Raw genomic sequence first — 16,097 nt, 5'->3', positions numbered from 1 at the left:
ACGAGGTAGTGAGCCATGGGGCAGACGATCGAGGCCGTTCTCTTCGACTACGGAGGTGTCCTCACGGAACTTCCGGGGCCGAGCATGCGTCTGTTGGCCGAGTCCGCCGGCGCCGACCCGGCAGAGTTCTTCGAGTTCTTCTTCGGCGCATACGCCGCCGATGCGGGCGACCGCCCCCTGCACAAAGTCGAAAGGGGCGAGATGACCCTGCGGGAACTTGACGACTGGGGCCGGTCGGAAGGGCTTCGGCGCGGCTGGACGGTCAACCTGGCCGGCCTGGTCGAGGTGGTGGCCCGGATGCCGGTGCGGCCCAGGATGGTGAGTTATGTCAGCGAGCTGCGCGAGCGCGGCTTCCGGACGGCGCTGGTGACCAACACCGCCCGGGAGTTCTCCGACTCCTGGCGCTCCAAACTGGACACCGACGATCTGTTCAACGTGGTCGTGGCCTCCTGCGATGTGAACGTCCGCAAGCCGGACCCGGCGATCTACGAACTCGCTCTGGACCGACTCGGTTCGGTGCCTCCTGAGCGCGCCGTGTTCATCGATGACATGGCGGGGAACCTCGACGGAGCCCGGAGCGTCGGTATGCACACCGTTCTGGCCGACGACGACACCGAAGCAGCCATCGACCGGCTCGAGTCACTGGTCCGTTCCGCGTGAGCGGCCGGACCGGGGCGTCGGGCCCCATGCTTGAGGACCGGGTGGCCATCGTGACCGGCGGTGCTCAGGGGATCGGGCGGGCTACCGCGCTGACCCTGGTGGAGCACGGAGCGAGGGTCGTGGTGGCCGACCTCGACGGCGACCGGGTGAACGGGCTCGTGAGCGAGATCGGCGGGAAGTCCGCGATCGGCTTCGTCGGAGATCTCACCGCTATGGGGGCGCCGGACGCTCTGGTAGGCCAGGCGATCGACGCGTTCGGCCAGCTCGACATCGTGGTGAACAACGCGGGTTACAACTGGGACGGTCTGCTCCACAAAATGAGCGACGAGCAGTTTCAAGCCCAGCTCGACATCCACCTCGTCGCGCCGTTCCGGATCCTGCGCGCCGCCGCGCCGCACCTGCGCGGGCCGGCCAAGGCGGAGGCCGCGCAAGGGATCGAACGGTTTCGCAAGGTCGTCAACGTCAGCTCCGTCGCGGCGGCCCTCGGACAGGTTGGTGCCGGTAACTACGCGGCGGCCAAATCCGGGCTGATCGGACTCACCCGCGCACTGGCCAACGAGTGGGGCCCGCTGAAGATCAACGTCAACGCCGTCGCATTCGGCGGGATCTCCACCCGGCTCGCCGCCCCGGCCCAGAGTGACCGCCGCGTCGTGGTCGGTGGCCGCGAGGTTCAGGTGGGTCTGGCCGATACCGCCGCCAGAAACCTCGGCATGGAGCCCGGACGCGAGATGACCGACGAGGAGTTGTACGCGCCGCGGCCCATGCCGGTGCCGCTCGGGCGGAGCGGTACGGCTCAGGAAGCGGCGAACTCGATTCTCTACCTGTGCTCTCCCCTGTCGAACTACGTCCACGGGCACGTGCACGTCGTCGGCGGCGGAATGGGTTACGGCCTGACGTGACCCGCGTCCGGCCCCCAGCGAGGTGCGACGCGGCCTCGCCCGTCCACATCGTTTCGAGAACCGCGAAAGGAGACCCACATGGAGACCGACAGCGGAGGCGCCGCACCCCAGGCGAGCGCAGGTCAGAGGCCGACGGTCGACTTCGACATCCTGGACCCCACCCTCGCCAACAGCCTCTGGGAGCGGACTCAGGACATCCTGGGGCACTGCCCGGTCGGATGGTCGGATCAGCATGACGGCTTCTGGCTGCTCAACCGCCATGACGACGTGAGTACCGCCGCCCAGAACTGGAGGCAGTACAGCTCCGCCGACGGTGCCGCTCCGGTCCAGTTCGATCTCGACGTGTTCCGGATGGTCCCGCTCGAGACCGACCCGCCGTTTCACCGTGAGGTGCGTAAAGTCCTGAGCCCACTGTTCATGCCCAAGGAGCTCGAGCGGACGGAGCCGCTCATCCGAGGCATCATCGGTGAGCTGCTGGACAAGTGCGTCGAGCTGAGCCCGTGCGATCTCGTCCGCTATTTCACGATGGCCCTGCCATCGCAGGTCTTCTTCAGGACGTTTCTCCACGGCGAACGGCCCGAGGACGTCGACTGGGTGATCGGCATCATCGACGAGCTCTTCTTCCGCCCCGAATCGGCGGTAGAAAACATCCCCCAGCTCGGAGCGTGGTGCTCGGAGATGATGCAGAACCGCAGAAGTGAGGGCCGGCGCGACGACCTTGTCGGCACGATCGCCCACGCCGGCCTCGACGGGGCGTTCACCATGGACGACCGGCAACGGCTGGAGACCATGCTGCTCGTCGTGATCGCAGGCATGGAGACGACGGCCTCCGCGCTCGGCAACGTCGCCCGGCAACTGGCCGTGAATCCATCCCTGCGTCGGCAACTTCGGGGCCGGCCGGCCTCCGAGATCGACCGTGCCGTCGACGAGTTCCTCCGGTTCGAAGCGCCTGTCCCGGCCGCGGCCCGCACTCTGACCGAAGACACCGAGCTTCGAGGCTGCCCCATGGGAAAGGGCGAGCGTGTGATCCTGAACTGGGCGGCGGCCAACCGCGACCCGGAAACGTTCCCCGATCCTGACGTTCTGGACTTCGGTCGGGACAACCATGCCAAGCATGTGTCCTTCGGGGCAGGCATCCACCGCTGCCTCGGGGCTCCCCTCGCTCGTCGCGAACTCCGCCTCGCGATCGCGGCGATCTGCGAACTCGGCACGTTCGAACTGCTGATCCCCGGAGAGGACGTGCAGTACCGCCCTGGACCGGCTCGTGGACCGGTCGAACTCCCCGTCCGGTGCGGACGGTAGAAGGCGGTCAGCTTGATCCAGGCGGCACTGCGCAGGGCGACACGCGGGCGCGGGACGGCCGTGGCGAGTTGGTCCTGCTGACCACCCCCAACGATGCGGGAGGAGTAGCGACATGACCCAGGTGTACGAGCCGTCGCTGTCGGAGAGCACGCGGTCTTTCCTGGCCCGGCCAGTGCTCGGTCATCTGTTGGACGGCAAGGTGTGTGCCTCCGTCGACGGGGCGACCATGGATGTGACCGATCCGGCGACCGGTGCCAAGATCGCCGAGGTTGCTCGGGGTGGCACCGGGGATGTCGACGCGGCGGTCGAGTCGGCCCGGCGGGCCTTTGACGACGGCCGGTGGCGCGGTCTTGCGCCGTTCGAGAAGGAGCGTGTGCTGCGCCGGTTCGGAGAACTCCTGCGGCAGCACGCCTCGGCCATCGCCGAACTCGATGTGCTCGACAACGGCATGCCCAGAGTCTTCGCCGACTACACGGTGGGCATGTGCGAGGAGATCGTGACCTACTACGCCGGCTGGCCGTCCAAGCTGGACGGGGTTGTTCATCCGGCCGCGGACAGCATGCACGTGTATTCGGCGCGCGAGCCGATCGGTGTATGTGTGGGGATCATTCCGTGGAACGGGCCGGCGGGCGCGTTCATGTGGAAGATGGCGCCGGCCGTCGCCTGCGGCAACAGTATTGTCATCAAGCCTGCCGAACAGACGCCGCTGTCCGCACTCCTGCTGGCCGAATTGGCTCTGGAAGCCGGCATCCCGCCGGGCGTGGTGAACGTGGTGCAGGGCACCGGCGCCGACGTGGGCGCCCGGCTCGTCCGGCACCCCGACGTCGACGCCGTGGTGTTCACCGGATCGACGGCCACCGGGCGCCGTATCCAGGCGCTGGCCTCCGATCCACTCAAGCCGGTACACCTCGAACTCGGCGGCAAGAGCGCCAACATCGTCTTCGGCGACGCCGACCTGGCCGACGCGGCCGCGGGCGCGGTAGCGACGGCCTGGGGTAATTCCGGGCAGGCATGTCTGGCCGGAACCCGTCTGCTCGTAGAACGCCGTATCCACGACGAATTCGTTCGGACACTCGTCGAGTTCACCAAGCCCATGAAGCTGGGCAGTGGCTTCGATCCTTCCGTCACGATGGGGCCGCTGGTCTCCGATGTGCAATTGCGCCGGGTCATGGACTACATCGATATCGGCCGGGGCGAGGGCGCGGAGATCGCCTTCGGCGGTAACACCGTCGGCGATGTCGGGTACTTCGTCGAGCCGACGATCCTGACCAACGTGTCGAACGAGATGCGGGTGGCCCAGGAGGAGATCTTCGGGCCGGTGCTCTCGGTCATTCCGTTCGACAGCGACGAACAGGCCTACGCGATCGCGAACGACACTCCGTACGGACTCGCCGCCGGAATCTGGACCAACGACGTTTCTCGCGCGCACCGCGGCGCGCGGGCACTGCGCGCCGGCACCGTGTGGGTCAACACCTATGGAGTGCTGTCCTCCAACGTGCCCTTCGCGGCCCGCAGGCAATCCGGCCACGGAACCGAACTCGGCACCGGCTCGATCGAGACGTTCACCCAGACAAAGTCGGTCTACGTCAATCTCGGGAACGGTTAACGGCTCCGACCTACCACGCACCAGCGACCCGACACTGTCGTCCGAGGGTATCGCCCTGGGGTACAAGTAACTTCTGGAGGTCGAGCGCGGCCGGCGCGAGATGAAGACCGTGCTCGACCTCCGGCTGGTCCACCACCGCCGCGAGGACCGCATCCGCTCCCACGTCCTGTTCTGCCGGCTGGGGCTGCTGCTGATCCGTGTCGCCGAAACACGCACCGGCCGGCGCCGGCCCGACCTGCGGCGCGAACTCGACCGCGTCCACCTGGGCACCTTGACCGGCCCGCCCGGACGTTCCGCCGCCGCACCGAACTCACCAGCAGCCAGACCGCGATCCTCACCGCACTCGGCCTACCCATCCTTGATCGCCGAGCTCGTCACGAGCCACACCAAAAACCGCGCCGACCCATCCGGCGCGAACGAGCCCGGTACAGTCGCCCAGCGGCGAGCCGAAGCACTACGCCACGCAGCCCGTCGCAAACGTGAGACCGCCACCGCACGAGCCGAGACCGCGATCCGCGAACTCGTCAAAACCCAGCAAGAGATCACCTTCCGGTCGGTCGCCCGCACCGGCGGGATCAGCCTCGACGTCCTCTACGCCACTACCGATCTGCGCCGCAGGATCGAAACACTCCGCGCCCAACCAGGCCTCGCAACCAAACCAGAGCCACCCGCCCCCAAAGACACCGCAGGCAACATCGTGCACGCCTTCACGTCGACGGCGGATACTCGCTCTGAGCCACACGTCCCCGCGGGCACTTACAGATTCATCGACCGGGCAAGCAGCTCCCGGTGCTCGCTGGGGCTGCCGAGCAGTCCCTCGGAGCTCTTGGCGCGTTTGAGGTAGAGGTGGGCGTCGTGCTCCCAGGTGAAGCCGATGCCGCCGTGGATCTGCACATTGCCCGAAGCCACCCGTGAGAAGACCTCCGAGCAGTGCGCCCGCGCCAGGCTCGCCGCCTCGGCCGGGTCACCGTACTCATCGACGCCATCGCGCCCGTCGGCACCGTCGAGAACGGAGACGGCGTACAGGACCGCCGAACGGGCCGTCTCGACATCGAGCAGCATGTCGGCGCAGCGGTGCTTGACGGCCTGGAAGCTCCCGATGGCGCGGCCGAACTGCGCCCGGGCGCCGGCGTACTCGACGGCCATGTCGAGGCAGCCCCGGGCTCCCCCCACCTGCTCGGCGGCCAGCAGTACCGCCGCCCGCTGGAGGGTGCGGCGCAACACCGGCCCGGCACCGCCCAGTTCGCCGACCAGCATCGCCGGGGCCGCCTCCAGGTCCACGGCTGCCAGCCCCCGCGTCTGATCGAGAGCGGGCTGCATGCGCCGACGAACCCCTGACGCCACCCCCTCAAGGACGAACAGTGAAAGGGCGGACGGGTCCTGTGCGCTCGCTGCCGTCACCAGCAGCAGGTCGGCGGACTCGCCGTCCACGACCAGGGTCTTCGCGCCCCACAACCGGTACCCGCCCGCCTCGTCCCGCTCCCAGCGGGTCGAACACGTCGCACCGTCCCAGGGTCCGCCCGGCTCGGCGAACGCGAGGGACGCGGTGACCTCGCCGGCCGCCAGGCCGGTCAACAGCGCGCTGTGCCGTTCGGTGTCGCCGGATGCCAGCAGGGCCGTGGCCGCGAGGCAGATGGTGGAGAAGAAGGGGCCGTTGTAGAGCGTGCGGCCCATCTCCTCGACGACGAGGGCGAGTTCGGCGGTGCCGTAGCCGGCACCGCCGAACTCCTCGGGCAGGCTGAGCCCTTGCAGACCGAGCTCCTTGCCCATCCGCTCCCACACGGCCGGGTCGAATCCACCCGTGTCGAGAAAGCGTCGTGTCTCGGACAGCGGCGCACGCTCCGCCAGGAACCGGCGGACGAGCCGCGTCAGTTCCTCCCGCTCCGCGGTCATCGTGGCGATCACGTGATCGGCCTCCGGGGCAACTCGTTGACCTGATTCAAATTCTATGTAGAAATATAGAGTCCGGCCGCGACCGTGACAATGGTCCTCGGCGTTTCCCGGCTCATCCATTGACGGCCATCACAGCGAGAGAAGGACAGGACGACCATGTCGGTTGACCAGTCGGCAGGCCTCGGTACGGAGCCGCGGGCGGCGCTCCGGCCGGAGGTGGCCCGGATCTTCCTCGAACCCCGCTCCGTCGCCGTCGTCGGTGTCTCGACCGGCACCGGCCGGGCCTACAAGGCCGGTGGTCGTGCCGTCCTCGATCACCTCGGCGTCTACGGCTACGCCGGACAGGTGAGCGTCATCCACCCGACCGCGACCTCGGTGGACGGCCGGCCCGCCGTTCCGTCACTCAAGGACCTCGACCACGTTCCCGACGTCGTCGTGATCGCCGTTCCGGCGCGCCATGTCCTGTCCGTGCTGGAACAGTGTGCCCAGGTGGGCGCCCGGCACGTGCTGGTGCTGACCGCGGGGTTCGGCGACATGGGGCCGGAAGGGCATGCGCTGGAGGAGTCGCTGCTCGACTTCGCCCGCCGCCACGGCATCGACGTGGTGGGCCCCAACAGCACGGGACTGGTCACCGTCGGCAGCGGCCTGGCGATGAGCATGACGTCCGTACTGACCGAGGGTGAGCCCATCGCTGTCGGCGGGCTCGCCGTCATCGCCCAGAGCGGCGCCATCGGCAGCACCGTCGTGGAGCGGGCACGGCTGGCCGGCGTCGGCATCTCCCACATCGTGAGCACCGGCAACCAGCGGGACATGGACATCCCCGACTTCGTGTCCTACTTCGCACAGGAGTCCGACGTCCACACCGTGGCCCTGTATGTCGAGTCGATCCGGGACGGTGCGCTGTTCGCGGAGGCCGTACGGGAGTTGCACGCCGCCGGCAAGCGGCTGGTCGCCTACCTGGGCGGGCGGACCGACGCGGGGGAGCGGGCGGCGGCCAGTCACACCGGGAAGATCGTCGGGCGGGGGGCGCTCGAACTCGGCCTGCTGCGCGCGCTCGGTGTCACGGTCGTGGACGACCCGGACGACCTGTGGGTGCTCGGCGCGGTGCGCGACACCGGATCGGCCTTCCCGCGCGAGTGGGGAATGGTGGCCTACTCCGGCGGCATGGCCGTGCTCGCGACCGAGCAACTGTCGGCGGCCGGAGTGACGTTCCCGCCACTGTCCCGGGAGACCTTCGAACGGGTCAAGGTGAAGTCACCGCAGTTCACGGCGGCCCACAACCCGCTCGACGTCGGCCCCGGTTCGATGCCGCGAGACTTCCGCGACTACCTGTCCGCCGTGGCCGCCGATCCGGCCGTCCAGGCGGTCTGTGTTCCCTTGCCCATGGGCGCGCGCGGCTGGAACCAGCAGAGCGTCGACGATGTGCTGACGGTCATGGACGAGAGCGGCAAGCCCTTCGTAGTGCTCTGGTACGGCGGCCACGCCCTGCGGCCCTACATCGAGCAGTTGCGGGCGCGCGGTGTGCTCGTCGCCGAGAAGCCCTCCGACCTGGGCCGTCTCGTACGGGCCCTGCTGGGGCCGGAACGGTCCCTGCCACGCCCCGGCGCGCACCGGGCCGAGGCGGCCGCTCCGGCCGCCGCCTCCACCGGCGGTGCGACGGCGCTGCGCCTGCTCGAACAGGCGGGCGTCGACGTCGCCCCCATGCGCGTCTGCGGCAACGACGTGACGGAGGTCGGCGCGGCGGCCGAGGAACTGGGCTACCCCGTGGTCGTGAAGTCGGGCGACGAGGGCGTGGCGCACCGGATGGAGCTCGGCCTCGTACGGGTCGGGCTCGGCAGCGCCGACGCCGTCGTGAACGCCTTGGGAGGCATGCGGACCCAGGCGGCCAAGGCGGGCCTGCCGCCCCAGTCGTCCTGGCTCGTACAGCGGATGGTCAGTGGTGGCGTGGAACTCGTGCTGACCGTCCGTGACGCCGGCCGTCTCGGCGTCTTCGGCAGCGTCGGTATCGGCGGAGCGGCGGTGGAGGTCCTCAGGGACATCGAGTCGGTGCCGCTGCCGTGCGGCGAGGACACCCTGCGTCGCGCGTTGCTGCGGCTGCGCACGGCCGAGCTGCTCTTCGGCTTCCGGGGCACGGGCCCGATCGACGTCGGCTGGGTCCACCGCACGCTCCATCAGCTGGCGGCGATCCTCCGCGACGAGCACCTGAGCGAGCTCGAGGTGAACCCCGCTCTGGTCGGCGCTGACGGGGGAGCGGTCGTCGACGCCCTCCTCGCGCGGGCTTGAACGCACCTTGACGGGTGCCTAATTCTGGATAGAGTTAGAAAACAAAACCAGCCCTTGCGTGTGCCCTGCACGCGGCGCAGTGGGCGCGAGACCACGGAGCGGGAACCATGAGCGCTGACGCCAAGCTGCCGGTCTTCGACTGCGACCAGCACTACTACGAGCCTCTCGACGCGTTCACACGCCACTGCCCCAAGGGCTGGGCGGAACGCACGGTCCAGATCGCGACCATCGACAACCGGGTCCGCGCCATCGTCGGCGGGAAGATCGACCGTACGGTGACCAACCCGACCTTCGACCCGATCGTGAAGCCGGGCGTGATGGCGGACTACTTCCGCGGCAACAAGGCGGGCAAGCCGCTGTCGGAGTACCTCGCCGAACGCGAGCCGCTGCCCGCCTACTACCGCGACCGCGACGCGCGCATCGCCAAGCTCGACGAGCAGGACCTCCAGAGCATCTGGCTGCTGCCGACGGTCGGCATGGGATACGAGGAAGGCCTCCAGTACGACGTCGAGGCGGCCGCGGTCGCCTACAAGGCGTTCAACCGCTTTGTGCTCGAAGACTGGGGCTACAACTACCAGGACCGCATCTTCGCGGCCCCCTACCTCGCCTTCGGCGATGTCGACGCCGCCGTCGCCGAGGTCGAGCACGGGCTCGCCAACGGCGCCCGAATCTTTGTCGTACGGCCGGGGGCGGTCTACACGCGGGACGGCTGGGTCAGCCCCGGCAACGCCGTCTTCGACCCGATCTGGGCCCGGATCGCCGAGGCCGGCGCCACCCTGGTCCCGCACATCGGCGAGGTCGGCGGCGCGGGCCTCGACAAATACGTCGAGCACCACGGCAACATCATCGGCGGCGTCGCGCCCCCGCTGGAGGTCGCCGTCGGCCACGACCGCGCCATCGGCAACTACCTCGGCGCGCTCACCTGCGACCGGCTCTTCGAACGCTTCCCCACCCTGCGGGTCGCCTCGGTCGAGAACGGCGCCGAGTTCCTGCCGTTGCTCCTGGCGGGCCTCAACCGGGCCGGCTTCCAGCGCCCGGGCTACTTCGCGTCCGACCCCGTCGAGCAGTTCAAGCAGCACGTCTGGGTCGCCCCCTTCTGGGAGGACAACCTGCGCGAAGTCGTCGGCCAACTGGGCGCCGAACACGTCCTGTTCGGTTCGGACTACCCGCACCCGGAGGGCCTCGCCGAGCCCCGGCAGTTCGAGAAGATCGTCGGGGAGCTCAATGACCCCGCAGGCGAGCGCCGGATCATGTGGGCCAACACGGCCGAGCTGACCGGTCTGAACTGACCGCGTCCGGGCCGGATCAGGAGGCCGTCGGCGGATCGGGAGGGCACCAGGTGGAGCTGAGGGACAAGGTCGTCGTGGTGACCGGCGGCGCGGCCGGCATGGGTGAGGCCATGTGCCGCCGGTTCGCCGCCGAGGGAGCGACTGTCGTCGTCTCGGACATCGACGGGCCCGGCACCGCCCGCGTCGCCGCGGAACTGGGCTGCCTCGGTCACGCCGTCGACGTACGGGTCGAGGAACAGGTCTCCGAACTCGTCGAGGTGACCACGGCGCACCACGGCCGGGTGGACGTCCTCGTCTCCAACGCCGGTGTGCTCTGGGGCGAACCCCACGACGGCGTCACACCGCTCCAGGAGCGCGGCAACCCATGGGCCTCCAACGCCGCCTGGCAGCAGGTCTGGGACGTGAATGTCATGGCCCAGGTGTACGCCGCCCGTGCCGTGCTGCCGCAGATGCTTGAGCGCGGCGACGGCTACCTGGTGCAGAACGCCTCCGCCGGCGGCCTGCTCACCGCGCTGGGCAACGCCCCGTACACGACCAGCAAGCACGCGGTCGTGGGCCTGACCGAGTGGCTGTCCATCCACTACGGGGACGCCGGCGTCAAGGTCTCCTGCATCGTGGCCGAAGGCGTGCGCACGGACATGCTGCGCGGGGCACAGGGTGAGTGGTTCGCCGTGGCCGGCGCGATCGGGCCCGAGGAAGCCGCCGACTGCGTGGTCGACGGGATGCGCAAGGAGGACTTCCTCATCCTCACCCACCCGAACGTACCGAAGTACTTCCAGGGCAAGGCGGCCGACTACGACGGCTGGCTGGCGAAGATGCGGCGCCTGCACGCCAAGACGCCGCGGTGAGGAGAGCACCGTGATCATCCGCGACGCCCACTACATCGACGGCACCTGGTGCCCGTCGGACAGCCCGGCGACCCTCGACGTGCGCGGCGCCGCCACCGGAGAAGCGGTGGGCAGTGTCCCGGACGGGACGGCGCGGGACGTGAGTGCCGCCGTGGCCGCCGCCCGCCGCGCCTTCCCCAACTGGTCGGGCAGGCCGATGGCGGAGCGCCTCGATCTGCTGAGCCGGCTTGAGGAGGCGCTCGCCGAGCGGGCCGAGGAGTTCGCCGCGCTGATCACGACGGAGGTCGGCACCCCGCTGCGCGTGTCCCGCATGCTCCAGGCCGACGCGCCCCGCGCGGCGCTCACCAACTACCGCCAACTGCTGCCGCATCTGCCCCTGGAGGAGAAGATCGGAGCCTCCGTCGTCGTCCGCGAACCGATCGGTGTCGTCGCCTGCGTCACGGCGTGGAACTTCCCCCTCCAGCAGGTCCTGGGCAAGATGGGCGCGGCCCTGGCCACCGGCTGTACGACCGTCGTCAAGCCCTCCGAGATCGCCCCCCTGAGCGCGTTCCTGCTCGCCGACATCGTCCACGGACTCGGCTTCCCCGCCGGTGTCTTCAACCTCGTCAGCGGCACCGGAGCCTCGGTCGGCGAGCCCTTGGTCGAGCACCCGGACGTGGACATGGTCCACTTCACCGGCTCGACCGGAACCGGCCGCCGTATCGGAGAAGCGGCGGCCCGAACGGTCAAGCGCGTGGCGCTGGAACTGGGCGGCAAGTCGGCGAACGTCATCCTCGACGACGCCGACCTGCCGCAGGCCGTCAAGGTGGGCGTGGCCAACTGCTTCACCAACACCGGCCAGACCTGCACCGCGTGGACCCGGATGCTCGTCCACCGCTCTCAGCTCGACCAGGCGGAGGAACTCGTACGGACCCGCGCCGCGCGCTACCGGCTCGGCGACCCGCTCGACCCCGACACCACCATGGGCCCCCTCGTCTCCGCCGCTCAGCAGGACACCGTACGCGGACACATCCGGCGCGCGCTCGAACAGGGCGCGCGGCTGGTCTGCGGCGGCCCCGAGCAGCCGGACGGGCTGCCGGACGGCTTTTCGGACGGCTTTTTCGTGGCGCCCACGGTCTTCTCCGACGTCACCGTCGACATGGCGCTCGCCCAGGACGAGGTCTTCGGCCCCGTCCTCGCCATCCTTCCCTACGACACCGACGACGAAGCCGTCGAGATCGCCAACTCGACGATCTACGGCCTGGCCGGCGGCGTCTGGTCACGGGATCTGGAACGGGCCGAGCGCGTGGCCCGGCGGCTGCGCACCGGGCAGGTCGACATCAACGGCTCGTACTTCAACGCCCTCGCGCCCTTCGGCGGCGTCAAGCAGTCCGGCATCGGCCGGGAACTCGGAGTCCACGGGCTCCTGGAGTTCTACGAGTTCAAGTCGCTCCAGTTCGCCCAGACCTGATCCCCGCCTGATTCACACCCGAACCGCGCCTGATCGCGCGGACCCGGACACCATGAGGAGCGGCACACCGTGGACTTCACGCAGGACCAGGATGTCCAGCTCATCCGGGACGCCGTCCGCAGCATCTGCGCCAAGTTCGACGACGCCTACTGGGCGGACAAGGACGCCAAGCACGAGTTCCCCTGGGACTTCTACAACGCGCTTGCCCACGGCGGCTGGATCGGCATCGCCATCCCCGAGGAGTACGGCGGTGGCGGCCGCGGACTGCTGGAGGCCTCGGTCATCCTCGAAGAGGTGGCCGCCTCGGGGGCCGCAATGAACGGCTGCAGCGCCATCCACCTGTCCATCTTCGGCATGCACCCGCTGGTCCTGCACGGCAGCGAGGAACTCAAACAGCGCTACCTTCCCAGGGTCGCCGCCGGGGACCTGCACGTGGCCTTCGGCGTCACCGAGCCCGACGCGGGCACCGAGACCCTCGCCATCCGCACCAGTGCCGTGCTGGAGGGTGAGCACTACCGGGTGCGGGGACAGAAGGTGTGGACCTCCAAGGCCCTGGAGTCCGAGAAGGTGCTCCTGCTGGTGCGGACCACTCCCGTGGAGCAGTGCGTCAAGCGCACCGACGGCCTCACCCTGCTCATGGCCGATCTGCAGGACCCGGCCGTCACCATCCGTGCCATCCCCAAGGCGGGCCGCAACGCGGTCGCCTCCTGCGAGACCGTCTACGACGACCTCCTGGTCCATGTCTCCGACCGGGTGGGGGAGGAGGGGGCCGGCTTCCGCTACCTCCTCGACGGGCTGAACGCCGAGCGCATCCTCATCGCGAGCGAGGCCATCGGTATCGGCCGGGCCGCGATGCGCCGGGCGGTCGCCTACGCCAAGGAGCGGGTCGTCCACGGTCGGCCGATCGGCCAGAACCAGGGCGTCGCCTTCCCGCTGGCCCAGGCCCACGCGCGTCTCCAGGCCGCCGAGCTGGTCACCCGCCGCGCCGGCTGGCTGATCGACCAGCGCCTCCCGGCCGGGGCCGAGGCCAACACGGCCAAGTTCCTGGCCACCGACGCGGGCTTCGAGGCCGCCGACGCCGCCATGCAGGTTCACGGCGGCTACGGCTATGCCGAGGAGTACCACGTCGCACGTTACTGGAGGGAAGCCCGACTGATGAAGATCGCGCCGCTGCCACAGGAACTCATCCTCGCCTACATCGCGCAGCATGTGCTCGGCCTGCCGAAGAGCTATGGAGATCACTGAGTCGGCTCCAGCGCAACGGCTCGGCGGCCGGGCCGGCGCCGGCACCTCGTCGCCGGCAGGCCACGCGACCGCCTCGGCCGTGAGCCCGGCCCGGGTCGCTGTCCGGACCGTCAGACCGACAGGGGTTGTTCGGCCCAGATGGTCTTTCCCGTGGGGGTCTGGCGGCTCCCCCAGCGTTCGGCGACCTGGGCCACCAGGAGCAGTCCGCGGCCTCCCTCGTCGAAGACCCGGGCCCGTCGCAGGTGCGGTGCGGTGCTGCTGGCGTCGGAGACCTCGCAGATCAGCGTGTCGTGGCAGATCAGCCGCAGCTGGATGGGCGGGGCGCCGTAGCGGATGGCGTTGGTGACCAGCTCGCTGACGATCAGCTCCGTCGCGAATGCCGACTCCCCCAGCCCCCAGGCGGCCAGCTGCTCGCCGGCCGTCCGCCGGGCGCCTGCGACAGCCGCCGGGTCCGACGGCAGTTGCCAGGTGCGTACATGGTCGGCATCGAGCGCCCGGGTCCGGGCCAGGACCAGGACGATGTCGTCGTCGGAGCGCTGGGTCAGTACCGTGCCCAGCACCTCGTCGCAGGTCTGCTCCAGGGTGGGGGCGGGGTGGCGCAGTGCCTCCCGCAGGAGGCCGAGGCCGACGTCGATGTCCCGGTGGGCGGCCTCGATCAGACCGTCGGTGTAGAGGGCGAGCAGGCTGCCCTCGTCGAGTTCGATGTCGGTGGCCTCGAACGGCAGGCCGCCGAGGCCGAGCGGCGGCCCGGCGGGCAGGTCCAGGAACCGTACGGCGCCGCCGGCGGTGACCACGGCGGGCGGCGGATGCCCGGCCCTGGCCAGGGTGCAGTGGCGGGACACCGGGTCGTACACGGCGTAGAGACAGGTGGCGCCCACTTCGCCGCTGGCCTCCTGCGGCTGCCCGCGTACCTCCGGTCCCTCATCCCGGTCGAGGCGGATGACGAGGTCGTCCAGCTGGGTGAGCAGTTCGTCCGGGGCGAGATCGATGTCGGCGAGAGTCCGTACGGCGGTCCGCAGGCGGCCCATGGTGGCGGACGCGTGGATACCGTGGCCCACCACGTCACCCACGACCAGGGCGACCCGGGCGCCGGACAGCGGGATCACGTCGAACCAGTCACCGCCGACCTCGGCCCCGGCGCCGGCCGGCAGATAGCGGTAGGCGACCTCCAGCGCCGCCGGCTGTGACAGCCGGTCGGGAAGCAGGCTCCGCTGGAGGGCCAGGGCGGTGCGTCGTTCGCGGGTGTAACGGCGGGCGTTGTCGACGCACACCGCCGCCCGGGCGACGATCTCCTCCGCGAGCAGCAGATCGTCCTCGCTGAACGTCTCCGCCGTGCGGTGCCGCAGGAAGTGAACCAGCCCCAGAGTGACCCCCCGGGCACGCAGCGGCACCATCATGATGGAGTGGATCATGTACTTGCGTACGGCCTCGGCGCGAGCCGGGGACGATGTGACCCACTGCCCCATCAGGGGCTCGCCGGAGTGGTGCCGGGCGCTGCGGCCGGTGGCCAGCACCTGGACCGGTGACGAGCCAGGAGGATAGACGTCCGCGTCTCCCGGCTGCAGCACCGCCTCCGGACAGCCCTCCAGGACCGACTGCTGTGCGGAGCGGCGGTAGCCGACCGGACCGGCGGGCGACACCGGTTCCGGCTCGTCGCCGCGGGCCACGGAGTCCAGGAGGTCGACCGTGACGAAGTCTGCGAACCCCGATACGGCCACCTCCGCCAGCTCCTCGGCCGTCCTGGTCACGGCCAGGGTGCTGCCGATGCGCAGGCTGGCGTCGTTGAGCACCGCCAGACGGCGGCGGGCCCAGTACTGCTCCGTGCTGTCGAACGCCGCCGTCGACATGCCTCGCACCGTGCCGTTCTCGTCCTTCAGCGGCGAGTAGGTGATCGCCCAGGAATGGGCCCGGGTCTCGCCGGGAGTCAGGACGTGTGCCTCGTGCAACACGGTCTCACCTGTGCGCAGAACCTGCCGATGGAGGCGGTCGAACTCGTCGAACGGCTGGTGGGGCTCGATCTCCCACAGGCTCAGACCCCGCATCTCCTCCACCGGCTTGCCCAGCACGCGAGTCATGCGCTCGTTGGCGCCCACCATTCGCGCGTTGTGGTCGTAAACCGCGACGGGCAGCGGGAGCTGAGCGAGCGTCCAGTCCCACAACGCGGCCGCCCCCGGGTCGGACGGCCCGGCCGGGCTCTCTGGTGCCGCCCCGGTCACGAACCACGGGGTTCCGCGGTCCGCGTCCAGGAGCGGCACCCCCCGAAGACGCATCATGATCCGGCTGCCGTCCCGGTGCCGCAGCGCCACCTCGCTGACGCATCCGTGCGCCTTGGCCACGTGACGCCGCGCGGACCGGGGCAGGTCCGCGGCGAGCAGATCGGCGGCGGCACGCCCCACGACCTCATCGGGCTCGTATCCGAGCACGCGCCGGGCTTCGGCGCCCCAGGCCATGATGAAACCCCGGGCGTCGATGACCGCCGCCAAGTCCTCCGGCACGCGTCCACCCCCGGTCCCTGCGGATGCGACGGGCACGTCGTCCATGGGGTTCTCACCCTCGTCCTCACCGCGGCCCGAGCCCGGTGCCAAGCAGACCCCGGCGAGCTTCTCGGGTGCCGTCACCAGC

Annotated in this window: 11 protein-coding genes and 1 pseudogene; 10 read left to right on the top strand and 2 right to left on the bottom strand. The window is 69.9% G+C overall.

Annotation, left to right across the window (positions count from 1 at the left end; translation table 11 throughout):
• Positions 1-15: 15 nt before the first annotated feature.
• The 5 genes and pseudogenes from LUX31_RS04500 to LUX31_RS37800 all read left to right on the top strand — a co-directional run.
• On the top strand, positions 16-660 hold the full coding sequence (locus tag LUX31_RS04500; RefSeq protein ID WP_235473246.1) for an HAD family hydrolase: 645 nt from the start codon (positions 16-18) through the stop codon (positions 658-660).
• A 41-nt stretch (positions 661-701) separates the two neighbouring features.
• Positions 702-1,559, top strand: coding sequence for an SDR family NAD(P)-dependent oxidoreductase (locus tag LUX31_RS04495; protein ID WP_235473245.1), 858 nt, complete (start codon positions 702-704; stop codon positions 1,557-1,559).
• A gap of 78 nt (positions 1,560-1,637) precedes the next feature.
• On the top strand, positions 1,638-2,861 hold the full coding sequence (locus LUX31_RS04490; RefSeq protein ID WP_235473243.1) for a cytochrome P450: 1,224 nt from the start codon (positions 1,638-1,640) through the stop codon (positions 2,859-2,861).
• 112 nt (positions 2,862-2,973) lie between these two features.
• Positions 2,974-4,467: an aldehyde dehydrogenase family protein gene (locus LUX31_RS04485; protein ID WP_235473241.1), complete on the top strand. Its 1,494-nt coding sequence runs from the start codon at positions 2,974-2,976 to the stop codon at positions 4,465-4,467.
• Between the two features lie 10 nt (positions 4,468-4,477).
• Positions 4,478-4,818: pseudogene (locus tag LUX31_RS37800) on the top strand (IS1634 family transposase); the annotation flags it as partial.
• Between the two features lie 405 nt (positions 4,819-5,223).
• On the opposite strand, the gene LUX31_RS04475 reads toward LUX31_RS37800, so the two are convergent.
• Positions 5,224-6,372 carry an acyl-CoA dehydrogenase family protein gene (locus LUX31_RS04475; protein WP_235473238.1) on the bottom strand — a complete coding sequence of 383 codons (1,149 nt, stop codon included), beginning with the start codon at positions 6,370-6,372 and terminating at the stop codon, positions 5,224-5,226.
• Between the two features lie 144 nt (positions 6,373-6,516).
• Here LUX31_RS04475 and LUX31_RS04470 point away from each other — a divergent pair, with 144 nt between their 5' ends.
• The 5 genes from LUX31_RS04470 (at position 6,517) to LUX31_RS04450 (ending at position 13,475) form a co-directional block, all read left to right on the top strand.
• On the top strand, positions 6,517-8,643 hold the full coding sequence (locus LUX31_RS04470) for an acetate--CoA ligase family protein (protein WP_235473236.1): 2,127 nt from the start codon (positions 6,517-6,519) through the stop codon (positions 8,641-8,643).
• Positions 8,644-8,750: 107 nt separating this feature from the next.
• Positions 8,751-9,932 carry an amidohydrolase family protein gene (locus tag LUX31_RS04465; protein WP_235473235.1) on the top strand — a complete coding sequence of 394 codons (1,182 nt, stop codon included), beginning with the start codon at positions 8,751-8,753 and terminating at the stop codon, positions 9,930-9,932.
• 50 nt (positions 9,933-9,982) lie between these two features.
• Positions 9,983-10,780, top strand: a complete 798-nt coding sequence (locus LUX31_RS04460; protein WP_235473233.1) for an SDR family oxidoreductase — start codon at positions 9,983-9,985, stop codon at positions 10,778-10,780.
• A 10-nt stretch (positions 10,781-10,790) separates the two neighbouring features.
• On the top strand, positions 10,791-12,230 hold the full coding sequence (locus LUX31_RS04455) for an aldehyde dehydrogenase family protein (RefSeq protein ID WP_235473231.1): 1,440 nt from the start codon (positions 10,791-10,793) through the stop codon (positions 12,228-12,230).
• Between the two features lie 69 nt (positions 12,231-12,299).
• Entirely contained in the window at positions 12,300-13,475 is a 1,176-nt protein-coding gene (locus tag LUX31_RS04450) for an acyl-CoA dehydrogenase family protein (protein ID WP_235473230.1), read from the top strand.
• Positions 13,476-13,585: 110 nt separating this feature from the next.
• Here LUX31_RS04450 and LUX31_RS04445 read toward each other — a convergent pair whose 3' ends face one another.
• On the bottom strand, positions 13,586-16,015 hold the full coding sequence (locus LUX31_RS04445) for a SpoIIE family protein phosphatase (RefSeq protein WP_235479793.1): 2,430 nt from the start codon (positions 16,013-16,015) through the stop codon (positions 13,586-13,588).
• Positions 16,016-16,097: the final 82 nt, after the last annotated feature.

The organism is Streptomyces sp. GQFP (assembly GCF_021545335.1).
GTDB lineage: Bacteria > Actinomycetota > Actinomycetes > Streptomycetales > Streptomycetaceae > Streptomyces.
This window is presented reverse-complemented; position numbering and strand designations above follow the sequence as displayed.